Annotated in this window: 18 protein-coding genes; 10 read left to right on the top strand and 8 right to left on the bottom strand. The window is 63.0% G+C overall.

The annotated features are described in order from the left end of the window. Positions 1–122 precede the first annotated feature (122 nt). Positions 123–779 carry a response regulator transcription factor gene (locus ACTHNE_RS11935; protein WP_324940886.1) on the top strand — a complete coding sequence of 219 codons (657 nt, stop codon included), beginning with the start codon at positions 123–125 and terminating at the stop codon, positions 777–779. Continuing rightward, positions 776–2,185, top strand: coding sequence for an ATP-binding protein (locus tag ACTHNE_RS11940; protein WP_440269360.1), 1,410 nt, complete (start codon positions 776–778; stop codon positions 2,183–2,185). Before ACTHNE_RS11935 ends, ACTHNE_RS11940 begins: the two co-directional genes overlap by 4 nt. Positions 2,186–2,523: 338 nt before the next feature. Here ACTHNE_RS11940 and ACTHNE_RS11945 read toward each other — a convergent pair whose 3' ends face one another. After that, the gene (locus ACTHNE_RS11945; RefSeq protein ID WP_324940881.1) at positions 2,524–5,484 is read right to left on the bottom strand and encodes a TonB-dependent receptor plug domain-containing protein; all 2,961 of its coding nucleotides are present in this window, start codon (positions 5,482–5,484) and stop codon (positions 2,524–2,526) included. A gap of 139 nt (positions 5,485–5,623) precedes the next feature. Then, a complete protein-coding gene (locus tag ACTHNE_RS11950) occupies positions 5,624–7,459 on the bottom strand; it encodes a YncE family protein (protein ID WP_324940878.1) in 1,836 nt (611 codons plus the stop codon). 303 nt (positions 7,460–7,762) lie between these two features. Between ACTHNE_RS11950 and ACTHNE_RS11955 the strand changes: the two genes are divergently transcribed. From ACTHNE_RS11955 to ACTHNE_RS11975, 5 genes are read left to right on the top strand one after another with little or no spacing between them, the layout of a single operon-like run. Continuing rightward, entirely contained in the window at positions 7,763–8,254 is a 492-nt protein-coding gene (locus ACTHNE_RS11955; protein ID WP_324940875.1) for a MarR family transcriptional regulator, read from the top strand. 13 nt (positions 8,255–8,267) lie between these two features. Then, positions 8,268–10,391: an FUSC family protein gene (locus ACTHNE_RS11960; RefSeq protein WP_324940872.1), complete on the top strand. Its 2,124-nt coding sequence runs from the start codon at positions 8,268–8,270 to the stop codon at positions 10,389–10,391. Beyond that, a complete protein-coding gene (locus ACTHNE_RS11965) occupies positions 10,381–10,578 on the top strand; it encodes a DUF1656 domain-containing protein (protein WP_324940869.1) in 198 nt (65 codons plus the stop codon). Before ACTHNE_RS11960 ends, ACTHNE_RS11965 begins: the two co-directional genes overlap by 11 nt. A gap of 25 nt (positions 10,579–10,603) precedes the next feature. Next, the gene (locus tag ACTHNE_RS11970) at positions 10,604–11,626 is read left to right on the top strand and encodes an HlyD family secretion protein (RefSeq protein WP_324940866.1); all 1,023 of its coding nucleotides are present in this window, start codon (positions 10,604–10,606) and stop codon (positions 11,624–11,626) included. A gap of 19 nt (positions 11,627–11,645) precedes the next feature. After that, a complete protein-coding gene (locus ACTHNE_RS11975) occupies positions 11,646–13,085 on the top strand; it encodes an efflux transporter outer membrane subunit (protein ID WP_440269361.1) in 1,440 nt (479 codons plus the stop codon). Between the two features lie 113 nt (positions 13,086–13,198). Here the strand turns inward: ACTHNE_RS11975 and ACTHNE_RS11980 are convergent, their stop codons facing one another. The 4 genes from ACTHNE_RS11980 to ACTHNE_RS11995 all read right to left on the bottom strand — a co-directional run bounded on the left by ACTHNE_RS11980 (position 13,199) and on the right by ACTHNE_RS11995 (position 17,419). Beyond that, a complete protein-coding gene (locus tag ACTHNE_RS11980; RefSeq protein ID WP_440269362.1) occupies positions 13,199–14,623 on the bottom strand; it encodes a hypothetical protein in 1,425 nt (474 codons plus the stop codon). A gap of 16 nt (positions 14,624–14,639) precedes the next feature. Beyond that, a complete protein-coding gene (locus ACTHNE_RS11985) occupies positions 14,640–15,227 on the bottom strand; it encodes an acetate uptake transporter (protein ID WP_324947312.1) in 588 nt (195 codons plus the stop codon). 489 nt (positions 15,228–15,716) lie between these two features. Continuing rightward, on the bottom strand, positions 15,717–16,310 hold the full coding sequence (locus tag ACTHNE_RS11990) for a nucleotidyltransferase family protein (RefSeq protein WP_324947315.1): 594 nt from the start codon (positions 16,308–16,310) through the stop codon (positions 15,717–15,719). A 17-nt stretch (positions 16,311–16,327) separates the two neighbouring features. Continuing rightward, positions 16,328–17,419: an XdhC family protein gene (locus ACTHNE_RS11995; protein ID WP_440269363.1), complete on the bottom strand. Its 1,092-nt coding sequence runs from the start codon at positions 17,417–17,419 to the stop codon at positions 16,328–16,330. Positions 17,420–17,833: 414 nt separating this feature from the next. Here ACTHNE_RS11995 and ACTHNE_RS12000 point away from each other — a divergent pair, with 414 nt between their 5' ends. The 3 genes from ACTHNE_RS12000 to ACTHNE_RS12010 are packed head-to-tail and all read left to right on the top strand — an operon-like array spanning position 17,834 to position 21,905. Further along, entirely contained in the window at positions 17,834–18,331 is a 498-nt protein-coding gene (locus ACTHNE_RS12000; protein ID WP_324947319.1) for a (2Fe-2S)-binding protein, read from the top strand. Then, positions 18,328–20,604: a molybdopterin cofactor-binding domain-containing protein gene (locus tag ACTHNE_RS12005; RefSeq protein ID WP_440269364.1), complete on the top strand. Its 2,277-nt coding sequence runs from the start codon at positions 18,328–18,330 to the stop codon at positions 20,602–20,604. The genes ACTHNE_RS12000 and ACTHNE_RS12005 overlap by 4 nt, the downstream gene beginning before the upstream one ends. Beyond that, entirely contained in the window at positions 20,601–21,905 is a 1,305-nt protein-coding gene (locus ACTHNE_RS12010; protein WP_440269365.1) for a c-type cytochrome, read from the top strand. The genes ACTHNE_RS12005 and ACTHNE_RS12010 overlap by 4 nt, the downstream gene beginning before the upstream one ends. An 87-nt stretch (positions 21,906–21,992) precedes the next feature. Here ACTHNE_RS12010 and ACTHNE_RS12015 read toward each other — a convergent pair whose 3' ends face one another. After that, positions 21,993–23,012: a 1,3-beta-glucanase gene (locus tag ACTHNE_RS12015; RefSeq protein ID WP_440269366.1), complete on the bottom strand. Its 1,020-nt coding sequence runs from the start codon at positions 23,010–23,012 to the stop codon at positions 21,993–21,995. 169 nt (positions 23,013–23,181) lie between these two features. Further along, positions 23,182–24,567: an alkaline phosphatase family protein gene (locus ACTHNE_RS12020; RefSeq protein ID WP_440269367.1), complete on the bottom strand. Its 1,386-nt coding sequence runs from the start codon at positions 24,565–24,567 to the stop codon at positions 23,182–23,184. Positions 24,568–24,665 lie beyond the last annotated feature (98 nt).

Here is a 24,665-nt window from a genome sequence, read left to right on the forward strand (position 1 = left end):
CGCGCTCATGAAAGCATCCTTAAAAAAATTTCAGATAAGCGCTGCGAGCTTGTGCGGCGCGTCAAGCAAGTGCAGGCATTCGGCGTAGACTCGAAAACGTCCGGGGAGGGCGAGTTTCGTCAATGAAAGTCTTGATCGTCGAGGACCAGTACAAGCTGGGCCAATTCCTGAAACGTGGTTTCAGCGAGCGTTCCTATACCGCGGAATGGGCACAGAGCTGCAAGGCAGCGCGCGATACGCTGGCCGAAGACAACTTCGACGTGATCATTCTCGATTTGGGCCTGCCCGATGGGGATGGGTTGGATCTGTTATGCGAGTGGCGCCGCTGCGGTTTCAACGAACCGGTGTTGATCCTGAGTGCGCGCGACACAGTGGACGATCGCATCGCCGGATTGAATCTCGGCGCCGACGACTATCTGCCCAAGCCCTTCAGCTTCGAAGAACTGCTCGCCCATGTGCGCTCGCTGATGCGCCGGCAATCGGCAGTCAAGAACACCGTGCTCGAGCATAAATCCATCAAGCTCGACCTGCTGAGCCGCACTGTGCGCTTGCGCGGCCAGCCGGTGGAGCTCACCAGCCGCGAATTCGCGCTGCTGGAAATATTCATGCAGAACGCCGGACGCACCCTGACGCGCTCCTACATTTCCGAGCGCATATGGCCCGGTCTGGTGGAAGACAATCTGCTGGACGTCTACATGAGCCGGCTGCGCGCCAAGCTCGAAGATGACGCCACGCCCATGTTCAAGACACTGCGCGGGATAGGCTACCAGCTGGTATGAAGTCGCTGCGGGCACGCATCAGCCTGTGGTACGCCATGAGTGCCACGATCACGCTGGTGGTGCTGTTCGTGGTCGGCTACCTGCTGCTGGAAAATTATATTCAGCGCGACCTGGACCTGCTCAACAAGACCGAATTCGAGCAGATTCGTGCGCGCCTTGGCACCGACTACAGCGCGCTCACCCCGCAGATCGTGGACCAGCGCATCCGCGAAACCACCAACTACGCTTCGGTGCTGTTCTACATCAACATCGACCAGCCGCCGCACGACATTCTGTTCTATTCCAACAACCTCGATGGCAAACCGATTCCCGACGTACCGGGCCAGCACGTCTACTACACCTCCGTAGCGGGCGTGGGCGAATTGCGCGTGGGCGAATTCATCATGCCGCCGTTCGACGTCACCATCGGTACGCCCACCCGGCAAATGCGGCAGAGCCTGGCGGCCTATGTCGAAGTGTGCGTTGCGCTGGTGGTGATCATGCTGCTGGCCAGCGGGCTGATCGGCATCGGCACCAGCCGCATGATCCTGCGTCCGGTAAGGTTGATCGGCGAAACCGCCAACCGGATCGGTTCGGACAACCTCGCCGAACGCATCGCCGTACCGCCCAGCGGCAACGACGAATTGTTCGACCTGGTGCGCTTGCTCAACCAGATGTTCGATCGCCTGGAAGCATCGTTCAAGCAGAGCCGCCAGTTCGCCGAAGAGGTATCGCACGAGCTGAAGACACCGCTATCGCTGGTGCGCCTGCATGCCGAGCGGCTGCTGGTGGAAGGCAGGCTGGAGCGACGCCATGAAGATGCCGTGCTGGTGCAGCTCGACGAACTGGCGCGCATCAACCAACTGGTCGACGAGCTACTGTTCATCTCGCGCGCCGAGGTCAACGGCGTCAAGCTCAATCTGGTCCAGCAGCGCCCGGCGTGCTTCCTGCACAGCATCGAGCCGGATTTACGCGCATTGGTCGAGCATCGCGGCCGGCGGCTGTGTTGTGCGCACGCGGGCGATGGCCTGGTGGCGATGGAAGAGAAATGGCTGCGCCAGGTGATCTTCAATCTGCTCACCAACGCCTTGCGCGTGTCACCGCCGAATGGATTGATCGCCTTGAAATCCATCATTGCCGAGGGAAGCTGGTGCGTCAGCCTGGAAGACGAAGGCCCCGGCTTGACGGAAGAACAATGCGAGCGCGTCTTCGATCGCTTCGTGCGCTTCAACGTACCTACCGGGGAAGATCACGGCAGCGGCCTGGGCCTCACCATCTGCCGCAGCATCATCGGGCTGCATGGCGGACGCATCCAGGCGCAGCCGCGCAAGGACGGGTCGGGCTTGAGGGTGAGTTTCGAGCTTCCGGTTCTATCATCGGCCACCGAGGCATTGCGCACGGTGGTGCCGGCGCTGATGAAGGCTTGAAGTGGAATCGGACACGTAGGCTGGGATGCAATCCCAGCATCGCCATGCATGAGAACGCTGGGATTGCATCCCAGCCTGCATACGTGACGATGCGAAAAAAGGGGCGAGAGACGGGCGATCCACGCAGGGGTTCCTGGGGTGGTACGTGAATCGCCCGCCTCGTCGCGGTCAAACTTCGGAGCCTGTCGGACTTTGGATGGCCGGGCTGCAAATCCACCTACGCGGCCCATATTTCCGTCGATTCTTGGCCCATAGAACCACTATGGGCCGGCGAATCGCCGAAAATCTGTCCTCGCGTAGTCGGATTTTCGCCTCGACCTCCAAAGCCCGAAAGTCTCCTAGAACTTGATCGTTGCAGTGGCATAGATCAATCGACCGATCGGCGAATATGTCGCTACGTCGGCGTTGTTATCGGTAAATGCTTGCGGTGAAAGCGGTGGCATGCGGTTGGCGATGTTGTTGACGCCCACGCCTACCGACCAGCCCTTGACGATGCCTTTCGAATCCAGATCCACGCCGTAGCCCACGCGCAGATCCCACGTCATGTAGCTGCTCACCGGAACGCGCTTGAGCGTGCTGCTTTCGGCAAAGACTACGCCGCCCGGGCCGATGTCGGTGACCGAGGACATGTAGTGATTGCCGATCGTGAAATCCCAGTGGCCATACTGCCAATCGGCGGTGGTGTAGAAGGCAAACCGCGGAATCGTGCCCTGTACGCCGGTGCCGTTGTTGGTGGCGAAGCCGGCGTAGTTGTAGAACTGCTGGCCGGGCAACGCCTGGAACTGGTACTTGAAGAACATGGCCCCGTTGGTGGAGAACGTGAACGTGCCGGCCTTGTCGCTGACGAAATAGTATTCCGCCGTCATGTTCGCCGAGCGTACATGCAGGCCGCCGAGATTGGTGAAGCGGTCAATCGCGTACAGGTTCAACGGATTGCCGCCGGAACGCAGATAGGCCTCCACTTGTCCTGGCGCGGTGAACGGCGTTGCGCCCGGCTGTCCCGGGAAATTGCCCATGGCCAGGTTGGAAGAGAAGGCCGATGCCGAGCCAAGCTCGTTGACGCTCTGCAGAATGTTGGTAAATCCGATGCCGCCCGGATAGCCGCGCTGGTCCACCGAGGAATAATCGATCGAGGCCGTAAGGCCGGGCAGGGCTTGCGGGGTGAAGGTGATGCCTACCGAGCGGGTCACGGCCTTGCTCGGTTTCAGCTGCGGATTGTTGCCGTCTTCGCCGTTGAACTGCAGCCCCGGTATGCCGAACACCGATTGAATGACGCCGCTGCCCACCAGTCGCGTATCGGTCGGGCCGCTCAACGCGTACAAGGTTGGCGCGGTGAATGAGCGGGAGAACGATCCGCGCAAGGTGATCTGGTTGTCGATCGGCTGCCAGCGGAAGCCGAACTTGGGCACCAAGGAATTGCCCGCATCGCTGTAATGCTCGTAGCGTGCGGCGGCAATCAGGTCGAAGGCATGGAAGCCCGGTGCCGACCAGCTCGAGCTGGTGATCGGTACGCGTATTTCGCTATAGGCGCTATCGACGTTGCGTCCTCGGGAGAAAGGATCGGCCGAGGTGCCGCCGATCCAGTTGTGCGCGGTGGGGCCCGTGTTTCTGCCGTTGATGTCGGTATAGGCGGAGAGCGATTCGCGCCGAGCCTCCACGCCGAAGGCGAAGCCGATCGAGCCGGCCGGCAGCTTGAACAGCTTGCCGACCACCTTGGCATCGAACGCATCCAGGCTGCTCTTGGCGTGAATCACTTCCGTGCCGTAGAGATTGGCAAGCATGGCCGGTGTGATGCCCGACGTCACCGCCAGCGGGTTGAGCGCCGGCTGGATGACGAACGGGCCGGTGCTGGAGAAGTCGGTTTGTACGCGGCTGTAGGCGCCACCGGCGACGGGATTGCCCTGTGCGTCATAGCCGCCTGCGACCGCACGCGCCACGTTGGGCGCGTAAATGACGTTGAACTGGTCCTGTTCTAGCTTGCTTTCGCTGTGGTCGATCGTCGCTTCCCAGTTCCAGTCGTGGGTGATGTCGCCACGCAAACCGGCGACCACCCGGAAGCCTTCCGCACTGTTGGTGAACCGCTGCGGATTGGGCAGGTAGCCGAACGCGATATTGTTGAACTTCGTCGTCAGTGGGTTATAAGGTGCGCCGGCCGGTAGCGATACGGTGGTGCGGATCGGCAGCCACTGGGTGGAACTCTTGGTGCGCGAATACAGAATGTTGCCGAAAGCAGTGAGCTTGTTGTTGTCCAGCAGATCGGCGGAAAGATTTGCGCTCAAACCCTTTTGGTCCTGCCGTTCCAGCAAGGTCTGGTAGGGCGATACGTCAAAGCCGTTGGCCACGGCGGTAGGTGTGGTCGCCAGATATGTACCGTTGGCGATCAGGCTGTTGACACTGGTGGCGGTCGCCTGCGTGCCGGTGGGATTGTTTTGCGCAGGGGAACTGAGGCCTGGAGCGAGAATGGCGCCGGGGAATTTGCCGTTCGCACCCACGGTTCCTGGTATGTTGGAAATGCGGCCGTAGAGCGGGCTAGTGAAACTGCGGGCATCCTGGGCAAGCGGCGATGTCCTCGATTCGCTGCCGGTGACTGTGATGTGCACGCCGTGCAGCGTGGTGCCCGCCACGAAATACCCGGATTTTTCGCGGTAGTTGCCGCTGGCGGCGCCGTATCGCACGCCCACTTCGGCGCCCTGGTAATCCTTCTTCAGGATGATGTTCACCACGCCACCGATCGCGTCGGAGCCATAGATGGCCGACGCGCCATCGGTCAGTACTTCGATGTGGTCGATGGCCGAGATCGGGATCTGGTTGACGTCGACGAAGTTCTTGCCGCCGATGCCATTGATGCCGCTGGTCGCCACGCGGTGGCCGTCCACCAGCACCAGGGTGTCGAGATTGCGCAGTTGCAATTGGGATCCGCCGGCCGTGTTCTGATTATTGTTGTTCGCGTTGCTGGTGCCGGTGTTGCTGCGGCCTGCAAACGAAGGGACAACCTTGCGCAGCAGATCGAGCACGTTGGAATTGACGCCGCTTGCCTTGAGCGAATCGCTGTCGACGGTGACGACGGGAACCACGACTTCATCCGGAGACACCGGCAAGTTGGAGCCGGTGACCACTACCGCCTGCAGAGTGGTGGGCTTTTGCTGCGAGCCGGACTGTTCCGTCGGGCTGGTGGAACCTGCAGAAGCACCCGGGTTTTGCTGCGGGGCATCGTCTGCGTACAGGGTGGTGGTTGCGCATGTCGCGCCCATGGCGATCAACAATGCGCCAAACAATGGCTTTACGGTCAAGCTATGCATAACGTCTATCCCTCCCCGGATGACACGTTAGCTACTGGTTCAATCGGCGGCCATGCAGTCCTGCGTTGATTCGAGTGAGATGCACGGCCGCCGGCCGCAGTTCATGAAATGTCGTACGTGTGTGTTGCCCGCTGCAGCCTTACGGATGCAGCGCGTACCACAGAATTTCCCCCCCTTTGTTGTTATCGCCCGGCGAGGCGGCGAGGTAGACGCGATTGAGCGGCTTCCACAACATGCCGGATTTGGCGCCCTTGGCGCTGGGCACGCGCGCCAGTTGCGTGTAGTGGTCGGCGTCGTTCTGCTGGTAGATGCCCAGGTATCCGTCGCCGCCCGGGATATAGATGCGTTTTTGCACGCTGTCGTAGAAAAGGCCGTCGGAGGTCGATGGCGAGTCGAGCGTCGCCACGGTCTTGCCGTTGTCGGTATCGAGCACGATCAGCTTGGCGGGCTTGCGCGTGCCCACGAACAGGCGATGATCCGCCTCGTCCAGGGCCATGCTCAGGTTGGTTTCCGCACCGGTCAGCGGCCAGCTGGCGACCACCTTCAGCGTTTTCTTGTCCACCACGTCGACGCGGTTCTTATCGGCGACGTTGACGAACAGATGGTTGCCGTGCTCCTCCGCGCGCACGGCTTCGACGTGGTCGGAATCGAAGCGCAGCTTGCGATACACCTTGCCGCTCAGCGGGTCGATCTCGTTGAGGAAGCACTCCTTCATATCGACGTCTTTACCGCCGCTGACGATATAAAGAAGATTGCTGCCCTTGTCGTATTCCATGGAATCGGCGCCCGGTTCCAGAGCGATGTAGCCGAGCACCTTGTAGGTGGCCGCATCGAGGATGCGCGTGCCGCCCTTGCCGCTGTCGGTGACGATCAGCCGATCCTGCGCGGGTAGATACAGAATGGCGTGTGGCGTGCTGAAAGTGTCGGTGATGGTCTTTTCATGCGCGCCGGTGTTGAGGTCGAACACTTCCAGCGTGCCGTGGTCTTCGGCCGCAAGCAGCAATTTGTTGCGCTTGGTGTCGACGCCGAAATGATCGAAATCGCCGGAGTATTCCGGTTTCCACGCGGTGCTGCGGCCGATCAGGGTGGCCGGGGCGGAGGACGCGCTGGCGGCGCCGGAAACCGGTTCCATCAGCTTTTCGAGCGAGGGAATCTTGGCCGCCATTTCATCGCGGATGGCGTAGCCCTGCTTCTCCAACGCTTTCTGGTCGTCGCCGGGCTTGTACCGGAAAACGACGCCGACTGCGCCGATGATCCGCTTCTTTGCGTCGAGCTGGCGCGTTTCGACTTCGAAACGGCTGCCGTTCACTTCCAGATTGGGAATGCCGGTCTTGATCGCGCGCAGATCGTCTTCATCCGCGGCCTTGCCGATGCGACCGATGCTGGAGCCGACGATCACGTTGGTCTTGCCGCCCGGCGGCGTGGCGTGGATGGCCAGGATGATCACTTCCGGATGCGCGGCCATGGTTTCGTCGACCACCTGTTGCGCCAGCGTGTTGGTCGGCGTAGTGGCGTCGTAGCGATAGGGCTGGGTCAGGTTGCCCTGGTTGGAGATGCGCCGCGCGAGCTGGTCGCGGATCTGCTCGGCCTTCTGCTGCAAGGCCTGCTTGTCGTCGCCGTTCTTGTACGGATAGACGATGCTGAGCGCGCCGAGCGTGTCGCCGGTGGTATCGAACAGCGGCACTTCCACTTCCAGCCGGTCGCCGGCCTTGTTGACCTCGACCAGCGGCTTGCCGCTGGTGACCACGCCCATGTCGTCCGAATCGGCTTTCTTGCCTATGCGGCCGATGTTGGAGGCGATGATCACATTGTCTTTCTGTTTGGGCGGCGTGGCATGGATCGCCATGACGATGATGTCAGGGTGCGCCGCCGTGGTTTGATCGACCAGTTCCTGCGCATAGGTTTTGGGGGTGCTCTGTGCGTACAGCGGCAGTGTCACAAGAGCAATCGCAACGGCGAGAGCGCGACGAATCATGGTGGGTATGTTCCCTGTTGGTTGGCAATGATGGCCGGCTCCTCATCGACGCAGCGCGACCTTGGCGTACAGATAGCCCTTTAACCTGACGCGTTCCTGTAAGGCACCTTAAGAATGATTAAGGTTGCATTGCAGCATGGGGAGCGATGTAAACGTTGCCGCATCATGCGGATGACATGCGTTTTTGGCGACGCTGGGATTGCATCCCAGCCTACATGGCTTTGCGGCCAGAGCTTGTTTACAACTAAATAGTACATTTATATAATATCTATAAATGTACCTCGTCGAAGCAGGAGCGACGACATGGCCGACTTCGCCACCACCGAACAACGTCTCGCCGTCACGTGCCGCCGCTACCCGGCGTTTCCGCGCCGCCCGGCCACCCTGGTGCGCCTGATCAAGCACATTCACAAGCAGCTGCACGACGAGGCCAATCTCACGCTTCGGCCCTACGGCATCAACCATCCGCAATACAACCTGCTGATGATGCTCTACGGCTCGCCCAGCGGTACGATGTCGCCGTCGGAACTGGCCGAAGCGGCGGGGGAGAAGTCCGCCAACATCACGCGCCTGACCAACGAGTTGTGCGACAAGCGATTGATCGCGCGCCATGCCAGCGCGGACGACCGCCGCAAGATCGAACTGAGCTTGACGCCACAAGGACAGGCCTTGCTGGACAGTCTGTTGCCGGACATCTGCACGTTGCTGGGAAAGCAGGGACGGCATCTGAAGGTTTCCGAGCAGGTCCAGCTCGAAAAGCTGTTGAAGAAGTTCCTGAGCGGGTTGGCTGACTGAGGCGAGCGCCGTCATGTCCGTAACCGAAGTCCAGGCACCCTCGTCCACCCGCGAAGCCATCATGGCGAGCCTGCGCGGGGAAACGGCTACCTGGCTGTTCGTGGCCAAGTCGCTGCTGGCCTTCTATCTCACCGGTTGGCTGGCGATGCGCCTGGCGCTGCCGCAGCCTTCCACGGCAGTGCTCACCACCATCATCGTTGCCAACCGGCAGACTGGCATGGTACTGGCCAAGAGTTTCTATCGTGCCATCGGTACGCTGGTCGGCGCGCTGGCGGGGTTCCTGATCGTGGCGTTCTTTCCGCAGGAGCGCGTGCTGTTCCTTTCAGTGCTGTCGCTGTGGATCGGCGTGTGCGCCGGCGGCGCCACGCTGTATCGCAATTTCAAATCCTATGCGTTCGTGCTGGCTGGCTACACGGCGGCGATCGTCGCCTTGCCGGCGATCAACAGCCCGCTGGAAGTGTTCGATTCGGCGATCTGGCGCCTGAGCGAAGTGCTGCTGGGCTTGATTGTCTCCGGTGTGGTGAGCGACCTGGTGTTTCCCAGCCGCATCCGTGACGACCTGCGTCGGCTATGCCGCGCCCAGTTCGCCAACTTCATCGATTTCGTGCAGCGTGCGATGTGCGGAAAGGTGGCGCGCGCCGATATAGAGAACGCGCACCTGCGCTTCGTGCGTGACGCGGTCGCGGTGGAAGACCTGCGCAGTTCGGTGATCTTCGAAGATCCGGAAGCGCGTGCGCGCAGTGGCCATATGCTGCTGCTCAATCAACGCTTCATGGCCGCCTCCACCACGCTGCAGACGCTACACCATCTGATCAACCGCCTGAAGCGCCGCGGGCATGAGGCCGCCGCCGGCGCGCTGATCGACCTGTACCGACCGTTGGCCGACGCGCTCGATGCGCCGATCGAAGCGGGCGCCGCGGCGCGCGTGCTGCTGCCGCGGATGGAGCACGCACGGCTGGCGATCAAGGCGCGCAAGGCGATGCTGCGCGCTGACATGGATTCCGCCTACGATATGCTCGATTTCGACACTGGCGCCACCCTGGTCGATCGCTTCGTCGACGAGCTCTGTGGCTATATCGAAACGGCCTCGGAGCTGCAGGCGCCGCGGCTTGCCGGCACGGTGACCGAGCGCGTGCGCTTCGAGCGCGGCAACGATTATTTCGGTGCCGCGCTGGCGATGCTGCGCACCTCGCTGGTCATGGGCGCGTTGAGCCTGTTCTGGATCGGCTCCGCGTGGCCATCGGGTGGGTCGGCGATGTTGCTGGCTACGGTATTCGCCGGCCTGTTCGCCGCCGCGCCCAATCCCAGCCAATGGGTGCAGCAGACTTCCATGGGCTTTTTCATCGGTATGTGCGCAAGCTTCGTCTGCCAGTTCTTCGTGCTGCCGCTGATGGACAGCTTCGGCTTGCTGGTGGCCGGCTCTGCGCCGTTCCTGATGATCGGCCTGGCGATGATGGCATGGCCTACCACGGCGCGCATCGGCGTGGGTTACTGCATGGGTTTTACCTTGACCCTCGCGATGCGCAACGACATGCATTACGACGTGGTTTTTTTCTGGAACGACACGCTGGCCCAATTGATAGGGCTGGCCGCCACCGCCGTAGCCTTCGTGCTGTTGCCGTCTGCCATCGGCAGCCCATGGTTGCGCACGCGCCAGCTGGAGCGTTTGCGCCGCCAGGTGCGGCTGGCCGCCACCGCACCATTGCCGGGTTTGCGCGCGCGGTTCGAAAGCGTCAATCACGATCTGTTCGGCCAGATCGTGGCGCAGACCGAGCGCGGCAGCCAGGCCTCGCGCAGCCTGTTGGCGTGGGCGCTGTCCGTGCACGAAGTGGGGCGCACCCTGATCGAGCTGCGCGACGACATGGCCGGCCGCCGCCTGCCCGAGGACGCGCGCGAAGCGATCGAACGCACCATCGACACGATCGCGCAGCTTTTCGACTATCCGCACGCCGATACCTACGCGCAGGCGCGCAGCGCGCTTGCCGCCACCACTGCGATGATCGAAGGCGACGAAGCCATGGCGCCGCTGCTGAGTCATCTGCACGTGTTGCGCCTGGCCATGCTGGACGAACAATCCGTGCTCGGTGCTTACATGCAAGCCCATCCCGCCGCACCAGGAGTTGCCCATGCCACGTGAAATCGCCATCGGTGGTGCATTGATTCCCGCGTTGCTGATCTGGTTCCTGCTCGCCGCGGCGCTGTTGCTGTTGTTCGACTGGGTGGTCGGCCGCTACGGCATGTACCGCTACGTGTGGCATCCAGCACTGTTGCGCATGGCGTTTTTCGTGTGCGTTTTCGGCGGCCTCGCCTTGTTGACCCTCTAAGCAGGGCAAGCTCCTTCATACACTTATGAAAAACACTCTCTACATCCGCATCGCCATCACCGCCGTCTTCGTGCTGCTTGCCGTGATCATCGGCTATGGCATGTGGCGGCACTACATGTACTCGCCTTGGACCCGCGACGGACGCATCCGCGCCAACGTAGTGCGCATCGCGCCGGATGTCTCCGGCCTGGTGACCGCGGTCAACGTGGTCGACAACCAACCAGTGAAGAAAGGCGAGGTGTTGTTCGTGATCGACCGCGCCCGCTACGCCGACGCGGTGGAACAGGCCAAGGCGAATCTCGCCGCCGCGCAGGCAGCCGTAACGGCCGCGCAGGCGAACATCGATGCGGCCAAGGCGGGCACCACGCAAGCTCAAGCCAATTCCGCCATGTACGAAGCGCAATCCAGGCGCCGCCAGGGCTTGAAGGACGTGATCTCCAGCGAAGACCTGGCCAACGCCCGTGCCACCGCCGACGCCGCGCGCGCCACCTGGGACAAGGCGCGCGCTGGCGTCGAACAGGCCACGGCGGCACAGCAGCAGGCGCAAGCTTCGGTGAAGCAGGCGCAGGCCGCGCTGGCGACGGCGGAACTCAACCTGCAACGCACCGAAGTTCGCTCGCCGGTCGACGGCTATGTCACCAACCTTTTGGTGCGCGTGGGCGACTACGCCAGTGCCGGCGCGCCGCGGCTGGCATTGATCGACAGCCGCTCGTTCTGGGTGGACGGCTATTTCGAGGAAACCAAGCTGCCGCATCTGCGCATCGGCGATCCGGTAGATATCCGGCTAATGAGCGGTGGCGTGCATCTGCGCGGCACGGTGGAGGGCGTGGCGCGCGGTATCGCCGGCGCTGTCGATCCCACGGGCGCGGATCTCCTGGCCAACATCAATCCCACCTTCAACTGGGTGCGCCTGGCGCAGCGCGTGCCGGTGCGCGTAAGCATCGATACCGAGCACATGCCGGCCGGCACGGTGCTGGTAGCAGGGCAGACGGCGACCTTGATCGTGCATCCGGGCGGGCACGGCGATGCGCTGGCGCAACGTCAGTGAGCGTGCCATGCAATTGAACATGTCTTCTCGTTTTCGCATCGCCTGCGTGTTTGCGTTCGGCACCGTACTCGCCGGCTGCGCCACGCCGGGAGGTTTGCATCCCACCGGCAAAACGCTGGACGCGGGCAGCCTCAAGAGCGAACAGAGTTTCGTCAACGTGCCGCTGAGCCCCACCGCATGGCCGGCGCAAGACTGGTGGAAGGGCTTTGGCGATCCACAACTTGGCGCGTTGATCGACGAAGCGCTGAACAACAATCCAGGCCTGGCCGAGGCCGAAGCGCGCGCGAAGCAGGCGCAGGCGATTGTCGATACGGCCTACGCGGCGCGTCTGCCGCAGGCGAGCTTGGAAGCGGGCGTAGAAGGCAGCCGCCTGTCCTTGAAGGACCCGATCTATCCGCCGTATGTGCTGGGCCATTTCGCCTGGGGCAAAGCCGTGTCGGCCAATTTCTCCTGGGATATCGACCTGTGGGGCGGCAGGCGCGATGCGTGGGAAGCGGCGCTCGGGCGTAGCCGCGCGGCGGATGTCGAGGCTTATGCGGCGCGCATCCAGCTTTCCGTCAACGTGGCGCGCGCGTACGTAGCGCTGGGCTACGCCTTTGCGCAAAAAGATGTTGCCGAAGGCGAATGGCAGCGCGCCTCGCAAACGCTTGGCTTCACCCGGCGCCTGGTGCAGGGTGGTTTGGGTACGCCGCAGCAGGAAGCCTTTGCCGACTCGCAAGTCGCCAGCGCGGAACAGCAAAAGACCCAAGCCGATCGTGCCATCGACGCCGCACGCAGCAGTCTTTCCGTGTTGCTCGGGCAGGGGCCGGATCGTGGCCTGAGTATCGCGCGTCCGCATCTGCTCGATCCGGGCCTGATCGCGGTGCCCGATACGCTGCAGGTGGACCTGATCGGCCGTCGCGCCGACCTGGTGGCCGCACGCTGGCAGGTCGAAGCCGCCGCCAAGGACATCAAGGCCGCCAAGACGCAGTTTCTGCCCAATATCAGTTTGAGCGCGATGGCCGGCCTGGTCGCGGTTGGCGGCAGCACCAACGTATTCCAGTTGCCGGCGCGCACGTATTCGGCGGGACCCGCGCTGAGCCTGCCGATCTTCGACGGCGGCCGCCTGCGCGCCCATCTCGCCGGCGCCGATGCGCGCTACGACGAAGCCGTCGCGCGCTACAACAGCTTGCTGATCGGCGCGGTGAACGAGGTTTCCGACCTGGTGTCGGCGCTGGCCTCGATACGCACGCAGATCACGCTCGAGCAACGCGCCAAGCAGGACGCGCAGAAGAGCTGGAACGATGCGATGTCCGCCTACAAAGGAGGCGTGAGCGGTCCGCTGACCCCGCTGGCGAGCCGCCAGCAACTGCTGCTGGTCGATCAGCGTCTGGCGGCGCTGCAGAGCCAGCAGGCAGATCTGTCGATCCGATTGATCAATGCGTTGGGCGGCGGTTACCGCACGCACATGAAGCGATAAACGTAGGTTGGGGTGCCAACCCCAACATCGTCATATTCATGCATCGCGATGTTGGGGTTTGCACCCCAACCTACGTAATGATCCCCTGCAACGGAAGAGGGATCCGGAACTCCTCAAAACTTATAAAACGCACTCACATTCACCTGATTCCCACTGGTCGTCACCCGATTCACGCCATTGGACGTGGAATTGAGAATCGCGTGGATCCACTCCAGCGCAAACGAGTAATCGCCCACGCTGTACTGCACGTTCGCGGCCACCTGGCGATCCTTCAGCAAGCCGGTGGCGCCGTGGTTGAGCCAGCGCATCACATCATTGCTGTTGGGTTTGCTGAAGGCGTAAAACACGTTCGCGCTCCAGTTCGGGGTGAACTTGTAGCCGCCCATCACATAGGCGCCGGTGTCCTTGATGTCGCCGAATTGCGAGAGGTCGCCGAAGATCTGGCCGATGCCGCGGCCGGTGTAGGCCACGCTCCGCAACACCCATTGGCCGGGCGTCCATTGACCGCCGACTTCGAAGGCTTCGCTGGCGAACTGGCGCTTGACCGGTGTCGCTTCGGTGCCGCCCACGCCGGCCAGGTTGATCTGGCTCCAGTGCGCGGCGGCGAACAACAGCCATTCCTTCGGTTGTTCCACGTGCAGCCTGGCTTCGATCTGCGGACGGAAACCGGCGTTGCCTGCGCTTAGATAGTTCACCGGCGAGCCCGGACCATTCCAGGTGCCTTCGAATGCGCCGACATCCAAACGCCATTGCGGCCCGGTCGAGCCGTGGTTGAGCGCCTGCGAGAACACGATGCCCGGGAAACGCCAACCGATGATGCCGCTGCCGTAACCGAGCGGGAAGGCGATATGGCTGAGCGAATTGGGCAGGTCGTCCAGCGGGAACATCAGATCCCATTGCTGGCCGATCTTGAACGAACTGCCGGTCAGCGGGTTTTCCAGCACCATGTAGGCCTGGCGCAGGCGTGGCAGCGGCTGCTCTTGCGAGTACGGTCCGGTGCCGTTGTTGCCGCCGAAGAAATCCATTTCCAGGTGTCCGCCGCCGACCCAGTCGCCGGCCACCTTGGCGCCAGTGAAATCCAGCCAGAAGCGCGTGTTGCGAACGTCCACGCCGCTGAGCGTGCCCTTGGTGCCCGGAATCGGATACTCGGCGTTCTGGCCATTGCCGAAGGTGAAGCTCTTGCTCTGCGAGAACGCCGTCGCATCGATAAAGCCATGCAGCGTCACCGCCACACCCGGCGCGCTGCTGAAGGTCGGTGCCTGCTTCTGCACCGCTGCCACAGTAGTTTGCACCTGGGCTTGCGCCTGCTGGGTCTGCTGGATCTGCGTCTGCTGCTGCGTTTGCTGGTTCTGCAGCTGGCTCAAGGCCTCGTGCAGTTGCTGCAGATCCTGCTGCTGCTGGTTGAGCTGTTGCTGCTGCTTTTCGACCAGCGCTTTGAGTGCCTTGATCTCCTTGTCGCGGCTGCTTTGCGCAAAGGCGGGCGCGGTTGCGGCCAGGCCCACTGCCGCAAGCGCCATAAACAGGGCATGTCGTTTCATGGGTGGCTCCTCCTCGCTATCGCAGGTTGGCCGGCCCCGGCGCACCGGTGGGCAGCACCACGCGCTTGTGACCGTCGTTGATGATTTCGGCTGCCGAGAGATAAAACGCCAGCAATGCCGTCAGCAGACCTACGTAGCCGCCTGCGGTGTGCAGGCCGGGCATGCCGGTCCATTCACCCGCCGCGAGCAGGAAAAAGGTGATCCACAAGGCCAGGAAAATAAGCTGCAACGCGCGTGCGGCGCGCAGCGTGCCGATCCACATGTAGAAGGTGAACACGCCCCACATGAAGAGATACCAGCCGACGAACGCGGCAGGCACTTTGTCGTGCAGAAACAAGACGAACAACGCGAACGACCACCAGAACGCGCCATAGCTCACGAAGGCCGTGGCGCCGAAGGTATTGCCGCGCGGCAGTTCCATCACGCCGGCGATCATCTGCGCCGTGCCGCCATAGGCCAACGCCACCGCCAGCACCATGTTCATGGCGTCGCCGGTGAACCAGCCGGCGTTGATCATGCTCAACAACCACGTCGTCAATGCAAACCCCGCCAGGCCCAGCGGAGCCGGATTGGAGAATCGCGTAGCAGCCTGTTCATTGCTCATGTCAGGAACCTCCCCAAAGAAGAAAATAGGATGGAGTGCGTGCTCCATGTTGCCCGCAGCGTGCGGCTCCCTGACTTCGAGGAACTATGCGGGGCGCTACCCCGCAGCGATGCGCAGTATGGTGGTGACGAATCCAGGTTCGGTTGCGATAGATCAAGCGCGGTGAACGCTGGCAAAGGGCGATCGCTCGTGGCGAGGGCTCACGCCCTTTTCGAATGAAACCCCTCCCTTCGATGCCTGGGCCATGCGCCAGGCTTCTGGTCCGCACCCTCTCCCCGCCAGGACATCCTGCCGAGATGCAGCACGGATGGCCGAACTTTACCGAAATGCGACAAAAAAAATAGATGTCCGGACGTCAATTCCACGTATGGTTTGAACTGCCGGCATCGCTTGCCTCGCCAACCTTTCCAGCAATGGCTCCGTAGGTTGGGTAGAGTCCCGGATCAAGTCCGAGGCTCTACCCAACCTACGGGGGCCTTTTCGCGTGCCCTAAGAATGCGGTTTTCGGCCAAGCGACGCCTGCACGGTGCGCAGATCATCCGGCGTGTCCACATCCACCACGTTGCCAGCAGCGAACAGTTCCACCCGTGCCGCTTCGCGTTGCAATACGGCGCGTGCGCCCTTCGGGCCGGACAGCGTCGCCAGGGTCGTAAAACAATCGCGAGGAAACAAGGCTGGCGGCCCTTGTACGCCGTCATGCGCGGTGGCCAATACGCGATCGGGCGCATGCCGATGGCGCTCCAGCATGGCGCGGAAAACAGCTGTACTGAGCAGGGGCTGATCGGCCAATGCGACCAGCGCTGCCGACGCATGCGGGAACATGCGCATCAATTCGTTCGCACCGGCGGCCAGCGAGTTGCCCATGCCCAGCTGCCAGTCTTCGCAGCGCACGACGCTGAGCGGAAGATCATCGAGCACGTCTTCCACCTCATCGGCATAAGCACCGGTCACCACGATAAGCGGCGCATCGGTATCCAGCAGCGCGCGCGCCACGCGCCGCACCATCGGTTCGCCGCCGATATCGGCGAGCTGCTTGGCGCCGCCGAAGCGGCTGCCTTCGCCGGCGGCGAGCAGAAGCGTCACGGGCGAGAAGGCCGGCATCAGTGGATGGCGCCGTCGTTGTCGCGCAGGTGGCCGCCGTTGCGATGGTTGACCACCGCCATGATTTCCGCAGCGATCGCCAGGGCGATTTCCTCCGGCGTTTCCGAGCCGATATCCAGGCCGGCCGGCGCATGCACGTGCATACCCTCGAGCGCGGAACTGCCGCGCATGCGCGCCACGCGTTCGCGCGAACCCAGGGCGCCGAGATAGGTCACCGGCGCATGGCGCAATGCGCTGAGATAGGCGATGTCCTGTTCCAGGTTGTGGGTCATCACCACCACGGAGCTGTGCGTGTCCAGCGCCACCGTATCCATCAGCTGCTGTGGCGTGGCGCATGCGGTGTGCAGACCCGTCGGCAGGTCGGCGGCGCGCAAGCGGGCCGGGTCGCTATCGACCAGCGTGGTGCGCCAGCCCAATGCACTGGCCAGGGGCAGCAATGCGCGCGCGGCGGCGCTGCTGCCGATCACCACCAGGGCATGCGGCGGGGCGATCACTTCCAGCAGCACGTCGACGCTGCCGTGGATGGATGGAAGGCTAAACGCATGCGCGCGATGACTGGTCGATGCGGATGCCTGCGCCATGATGGCCTGCGTCAGCGATGCATCGCCGATGGCGTCGTAAAGCACCTCATGCCCGTTCCATGCCCGTCGCCGCGGCATCACGGCCCGGTCGTTTTGCGCAAACAGCGTGGCCATGTGGATGATGCGCCGCTCGTCCAGGCAGCGCGCCAGGGTATCGATGAAGTCGGTATCATGGACCGCCAGCAGCGGTTCGATCAGCACTTCCAGTTCGCCGCCACAGCCCATTTCGATCAATACATCCAGCCCCGATTCGGCGTTGTAGCGCACCAGTTTCGGCTCGCCGCTGTCGATGATCTCCAGCGCGTGCGCCACGATGTCGCGTTGCGGGCAGCCACCGGAAAGTTCGCACACCACCTGTCCGTCGCCCAGCACCAGCATGCGCGTGCCGGGGCGGCGGAAGGTGGAGCCGCGCGTGCGCGTCAGCGTGGCAAGGGCGGCCTTGGATGTGCCGTTGCGATGGAGATCGCGCAGTGCTGCGATCAAGATGCTTAGCTCGTGGGCCGAATTCATCTTTGCTGTCGATGGATAAAGGGAGCAGAATCGCCAGGCGCGATGGTGTCATGGCTTTGCCGGTCGATGCCATCGCTTTGATGAGGGATGTATTGTTTGATCGGACCAGGATGATGATGCCAACCAATCGTCATTCCGGCGAACGCCGGAATCCAGTCCAGACATGCAGCGCGAAGCGCACTTAAAACAACGAAGTGTCCTTCGGACGCATTTTGTACTGGATTCCGGCATTCGCCGGAATGACGGTGAGGCCTTACGCTACATTTCCGAGAGTGAAACGAAGGTCGTCGGACTACAGCTTTTTTACGCAACATTTGCTCAGATATCGCGATACGCCGCGCAAACCATCGCTGCAGTATCAGGCAAGCGCTTCGAGCATCAGGCAGCGCACGCGATTCGCAATGGGGAGGTTCCATGCTGTCCTTGTCCATCAACGGCCAGAGCTACCCGGTCGACGTTCCCGACGAGATGCCGCTCTTATGGGTGTTGCGCGACGTCATCGGCCTGACCGGTACCAAGTTCGGCTGCGGTATTGCGCAATGCGGTGCGTGCACCGTGCATCTGGATGGCCAGGCGGTGCGTTCGTGCGTGCTGCCGGTCGGCAGCATCGGCAACCGCGCCATCACCACCATCGAGGCGGTGGGCAATACGCCTACCGGGCAGAAGATCCAGCAGGCATGGCTGGAGGTGGACGTGGTGCAATGCGGCTACTGCCAGTCCGGCCAGATCATGGCCGCCGCCGCGCTGCTGGCGCACACGCCCAATCCCAGCGATGCGGACATCGACGCGGCCATGTCCGGCAATCTTTGCCGCTGCGCCACGTACGTGCGCATTCGCGCCGCGATCAAGCAGGCTGCCACCGGCAAGCTTGAAATCCTGCAGACGATCGCACCGGAAGGAGCCGCGTCATGAGCATCGAACTTCCGTTGCCATCGTCGACCCCAAACGATCCTGTCGACCTGCGCCGCCGCCATGCGCTGAAAACCGGCGGCTTGGCGATCGCATTCCTGTGGTTGGGCGGCACGGGCGCCGCTTCCGCCATGATCAGTGCGCGCCGCCAGCCAGGCGATACCGCCGCCGCTATGGCCGATGGCAATCCGCCGTTCGCGCCCAATGCCTTTATCCGCATCGATAACGAAGGCCCGGTGCGGCTGGTGATGCCCAGTGCGGAAATGGGGCAGGGCGTCTACACCGGTTGCTGCATGCTGCTGGCCGAAGAACTCGGCGTGGGGCTGGACCAGATCAAGGTGGAGCACTCGCCGGCCAGCGACGAACTCTATGGCATTCCACTGCTGGGCGGGCAGATTACCGGCGGTTCCACCACCACGCGCGCGACCTGGTCGGTATTGCGCGAAGCCGGTGCGGTGGCGCGCAGCGTGCTGGTGAGCGCCGCGGCGGTGAAGTGGCACGTGGATCCGTCCACCTGCACGGTGGAGCGCGGCGTGGTGCATCATCCCAAATCCGGCCGCAGTGCTACCTTCAACGAACTGGCCGACACCGCCGGCAAGCTGCCCATGCCCGACAAGGTGCAGCTGACCGACCCGAAGGATTTCAAGCTGATCGGCAAGCCGATGCGGCGCGTGGATTCGCCGGACAAGATCAAGGGCGCCACCCAGTTCGGCATCGACGTGCGCATGCCCGGCATGAAAGTGGCCACGGTGGTGGCGTGCCCCACCTTCAACGGCAAGCTCGCCTCGCTGGACGACAAGGCGGCGCGCAAGATTCCCGGCGTGGTCGACGTGCTGCGCCTGGACGACGCCGTGGCCGTGGTGGGCGAGCATTTCTGGGCGGCGCGCAAGGGCCTGGATGCGCTGGTCATCGAATGGAACCGAGGCGAAAACGGCAACCTCACCACGCAGCAACTGCGCGACGCCATCGCCGACACCGCGCGCAACGGCAAGGGCATCGTCGCGCGCAACGATGGCGATCGGCCGCAAGGCACCGTAGTGCAATCGGAATACCAGTCGCCGATGCTGGCGCACGCGACCATGGAACCCTTGAACTGCACCGTGCACGTCACGCCCGAGCAATGCGACATCTGGGTCGGCACGCAGGTGCCGATGCGCGCCGTGCAGGAGTCGGCCAAGATCACTGGCCTGCCGGAAAGCAAGGTGATCCTGCACCAGCAGTACCTGGGTGGCGGTTTCGGGCGCAAGCTGGAAACCGACTGGGTGGAACAGGCGGTGGCGTTCGCCAAGCAGGTGCCGTATCCGCTGAAAGTGGTGTGGACGCGCGAGGAAGACATCCGGCACGACCGCATGCGGCCGATGTACCACGACGTGATTTCCGCGGTGGTCGACGCCAACGGCATGCCGGTGTGGTACGGCTATCGCACCAGCGGCGGTTCGGTGCTGGCGCGGTTCGCGCCGGGCGCAATGGGCAAGGACGGCCTGGACAGCGACGCGGTGGAATGCGTGGCGGAACTTCCCTACGACATTCCCAAGGGCCATGTGGAATGGATCCGCCACAACATGCCGCCCGGCATCATCGTCGGCTGGTGGCGCGGCGTGGGGCCTACGCACAACCTGTTCGTGGTGGAAAGCTTCATCGACGAACTGGCGCATCGCGCCAACAAGGATCCGCTCCAGTACCGCCGCGCGCTGCTGCAGAAGAACGCGCGTGCGCTGGGCGTGCTCAACCTTGCCGCCGAAAAGATCGGCTGGGACAGCGGCGCCTTGCCGCCGCGCGTGGGCCGCGGTATCGCGCTGGGTAGCCCGTTCGGCAGCCACGTCTGCGCCATCGTGGAAACCGAAGTCACGCCGCAGGGCGAAGTGCGCCTGCGCAAGGTGGTGATGGCGATCGATTGCGGCATCGGCGTCAATCCCAGTTCCATCGAAGCGCAGGTGCAGGGCGGTGTGCTGTTCGGTCTCAGCGCTGCGCTGTATAGCGGCCTCACCCTCAAGAACGGCGCAGTGGAGCAAAGCAACTTCAACGACTACCGCGTGCTGCGCATCAACGAAACACCGGTGGTGGAAGTGCATCGCGTGATCAACGCCGAGCCGCCCGGCGGCCTGGGCGAAGTCGGCACCGCCATTGCTGCGCCCGCGCTCGCCAATGCCATTTTCGCCGCGACCGGCGTGCGCTTGTACAGCCTGCCGGTCAACCGCGATCTGCTGGTGCAAAATCCTGACGCGCTCAAATCGGTGGTGACGGCTGCGGCACCGGAAAGGAGGGACATCGCATGAGACGCTTTGGGCTCATCGTGCTGATCCTGCTGCTGATCGGCACCGGCGTATACCTGTATTTGAATCGCCTCGATCGCGCCGAAGGCACCGCGCCCCCCATCGCCGGCGCGCCGCCTTCGGCCGAGGTGCTGGCGCGTGGCGAGTACCTCACCAAGGCCGCCGATTGCGCCGCCTGCCACACCGTGCCCGGCACCAACAAGGCGTTCGCCGGCGGCGTGCCGTTCCGCCTGCCGTTCGGCACCATTTACTCCTCCAACATCACGGCGGACGAAGCCACCGGCATCGGCAACTGGAGCGACGAGGATTTCCTGCACGCGGTGCGCGACGGCATCGGCAAGCACGGTGAACATTTGTATCCCGCGTTTCCGTATACCTCGTACACGCAGCTGAGCCGCAGCGACGCGCTGGCGATCAAGGCGTATCTTTTCAACCTGCCGAAGGTGTCGCAGCCGAACCGGCCGAACGATCTTTCCTTCCCCTTCAACCAGCGCTGGACGATCGGCTTCTGGAATGCGGCATTCTTCAAAAACCAGCGCTTCCAAGCGGATGCGTCGCAATCGCCGCAGTGGATCAGCGGCAAATACCTGGCCACCGCGCTGGGCCATTGCGCCGAATGCCATACGCCGCGAAACCGCATGTTCGCCCTGCAGCACGACCAGGAGCTTTCCGGCGAAGAACTGCAAGGCTGGCATGCCTACAACATCACCTCCGACAAGGTGCACGGCATCGGCGCATGGAGCGACGCCGAGCTGGCCAGCTATCTTGTCACCGGCCATGCCGATGGCAGAGGTTCGGCTTCCGGCCCGATGGCCGAAGCGGTGGACAACAGCCTGCGCTTCCTGCAACCGGCGGACACCGCTGCGCTGATTACGTATCTGCGCACCGTGCCTGCGCGCGAGGGCAAGCTTCCTGTCTCCGTCGATCCCAAGCCTGCCGCGGCGCTGGCGTCCAGCGACTACGCACCTGTGGACAATGCACACGCCGACGCCATGGGTGCGAAGTTGTTCGAAGGCGCATGCGCCAGTTGCCATCAGTGGAACGGCAAGGGCCAGCAGACGTCATACGCTTCGCTGCTTGGCACGCGTGCCGTCAATGACGTACGCGGCATCAACCTTACGCAGATCCTGCTACACGGCTCCAGCCTGCGCGGCGAACACGCCGACATTTTCATGCCCGGGTTTGGCGATGCGTATTCCAATACCGAAATCGCCGCGCTCAGCAATTACGTGATCGGGCACTTCGGCAACAAGCAGGGGACCGTGACGCCGGATGATGTGGCGGAGCGACGTAAGCAGTTGTAGTAATCCAACTCGGTAGGTTGGGGTGCAAACCCCAGCATCGCGATCGACATGCATGCCGGTGTTGGGGGTTTCACCCCAACCTACCACTCAGCTCTTGATCACCGGCTTGGACTCAGGCTTGTTCGCATCCGCAGCCATCTCCGGCTGCGCCTGCACCTTCTTGCCGCTGCCAGGCCTGGTCCATACCGCCACGTAATCCACCGTCATCGAATGGCCCGGTTCGGTTTCCGGGGTGGGCGTGGGTTTCCAGCCGGCCATCACGAACGAGAAGCCGCCGCCCATGGCCACATCCAGCAGCAGAAAATAGCCGCGCTGCTCGGTGAGTTCGCGCCAGGTTTCCGCCGGCAGCTGGTTTTCCGCCACCTGGTTGATCAGTTGGCCATCCACGAACCAGCGCATGCGTTCGGGCGTTACGCCGCGATCCCATTCGAAAGTGAAGGTGTGCGGGCCGGCGGTGCAGGCTTCGTGCGGGCAGGGGAGACGGGCGCCGATGCCGATCGGTTCGCCGCACGCGCCACCGGGGTTCACGCCGCAATGCAGGATGCCCCAGGCGGCGTCCAGCCCGTTCACGCTTTCCATGATGTCGAACTCGCCCGCCTTGGGCCACACCATGCTGCTGCGGAAGTTGCTGCCCAGCGCCCAGAATGCGGGCCAATAGCCGAGTGCGCTCGGGCCGGTGACGTCGGGCATTTGTATGCGCGCTTCCATGCGCAGCATGCCGCCGTTGGGCGCGGTGAAATCGTCGCGAACGGTTTCGATGCGTCCGGATGTCCATTCACCATTTGCGCCGCGCTGCGGCGTGATCAGCAAATGGCCTTTGCCATCCAGATGAAGGTTGTTCGGATCGCTGGTGTAGTTCTCGATCTCGGACGTGCCCCAGTTGACCGGGCCGCTCGGATACGCATGGCCGGTATCGATGCGCCAGTTGGCGGCCGATGGCAGGGAGCCGGCCGCGCCGTTGAAATTGTCGCCCCACTGCAACTGCCAGCCCGGTGGCGAGGGAATATCGATGGCTTGCGCGCCAGTGGCGAAACCGGCAAAGCCCACACCCAACGCGCAAGCTGCGACGATGGTGGTGGCGCGGGAAGAAATGTTTTTGATCTGCATAAACTACCAAGAGGGGAGCGCCCCTGTTGCAGCACGCTCCTGCGGTGCCACACCGGCGTGACCGGTTTGACGGATGGAAAACACGGAGGGAGGACATCCCCTGCACTGGTTTTTAATGTCTTCAGCGGCCAGAAGCAAATGTGAAGACAGGCAATCTGTCACGCAGGTCTCATTCCAGCATGTTTGCAAGAGGCGGCTGTGTGGCTGCTGGCAGCGAAACGCCGAGCAGTTTGGCGATGGTCGGCGCCACGCTCAGATTGCTGATGGCGCCGAGCTGCACACCACGTCGAATGTGTGCGCCCGAAGCAATAAAAAGCGCCTGCATGTCCGGATCGGTGTTGAGATAACCATGGCCGCCACGCGCGGGGTCGACGTTGGTGATCAACGATCCCTGCGTGCCTTCCATGAAGCTGTAGCCGGCCTTGGCGACCAGGTACAGATCCGGCGCCTGATCGGTGGAGCCAGGCGCGGGAAGGCCCAGCCGCTGCGCATCGTTGCCGGTGTAGACCGCCGCGACCCCGGGCATCTTCGCGAAATACGCCTGCAGCTTGGGCAGCAAAGCGGCGCGTTTGGCGTGGTCGCGGATGTAGAGCGAGGCTTCGCCACCTTCCGGCTGAATCCACACGCCGCCGCGATAATTGCCTTTTTCCTGATGCAGCCAGCCTTGTTCCACCAAGGCGATGTTCGGCCGAATGATGTGCGTGTAGTTGGTGAAGCCGTGATCGGAGGCGATGATGAACGTGATGCGGTCGAGCAGGCCGGCCTTGCGCGCCGCTTCGACCAGCCGCGCGATGTTCGCGTCCGCATCGGCGAACGCCGCATACGCCGGTTGCGATAGCGCACCGTAGCCGTGCTGCAGCGAATCGGTCTGCAGCAGATGGAACAGCAGCAGGTTGGGCGTATGCCGGGTGAGGATGTCGATGGCGGCATCGGTCCAGATCTGGTCGCGCCAGGCGGGGCTGCTGTCCTGGTTGCGCCAGTTGCCGAACCCGGCCACCTGCTCGCGCGTCACCAGGCCCTGGTCGGTCAGGTCGCGTGCAATCACGCCGTCCGCATCCGGTTCTTCGGCGAAGCTCCAGCGCACGTTTTTGGCTTGGTAGATCGCCACCCAGTCCACCTGGCCAGTGCTCATGCCTTTTTCCGCCAGCGCGTCGTACAGCGTGCGCGCGTGCACCCAATCTTCCTTCGGCGTCCAGGGCTTTACTTCGGGCATGCTGCCGTCGGCCGGGAAGGTGATCAGGCCGTTGGCCATCACGTGATGCTGCGCGGCCGTTACGCCGGTGATCAACGTGGTGTGATTGGGCCAGGTGACGGAGGGATTGATCGGCTGCATCGCATCGGCATACGCGCCTTGCTGCTGCAGCTTGCGCAGCGTGGGCATCGGCAGGCGCGGGTCCTTCAGGGCGCGGGCAGGGAAACCGTCGATGGTGATCAGCACCACGATGGGGCCGTGCGTGGCGGCGGTGCCATCGTTGGCAAGCTGCGCGGACTGGCCGCGAACGGGCGCGGCAAGCATCACCAGCAACGTGAAAGCAAAGGCGAGAAATGTGCGCATGACGACGATCGTAAGCCGTAGGCCGTAGGTTGGGTTAGCGAAGCGTAACCCAACAATATGGCTCCAAGATGTTGGGTTACCCCCGGATCAAGTCCGGG

Source organism: Dyella sp. (assembly GCF_051954575.1).
GTDB lineage: Bacteria > Pseudomonadota > Gammaproteobacteria > Xanthomonadales > Rhodanobacteraceae > Dyella_B.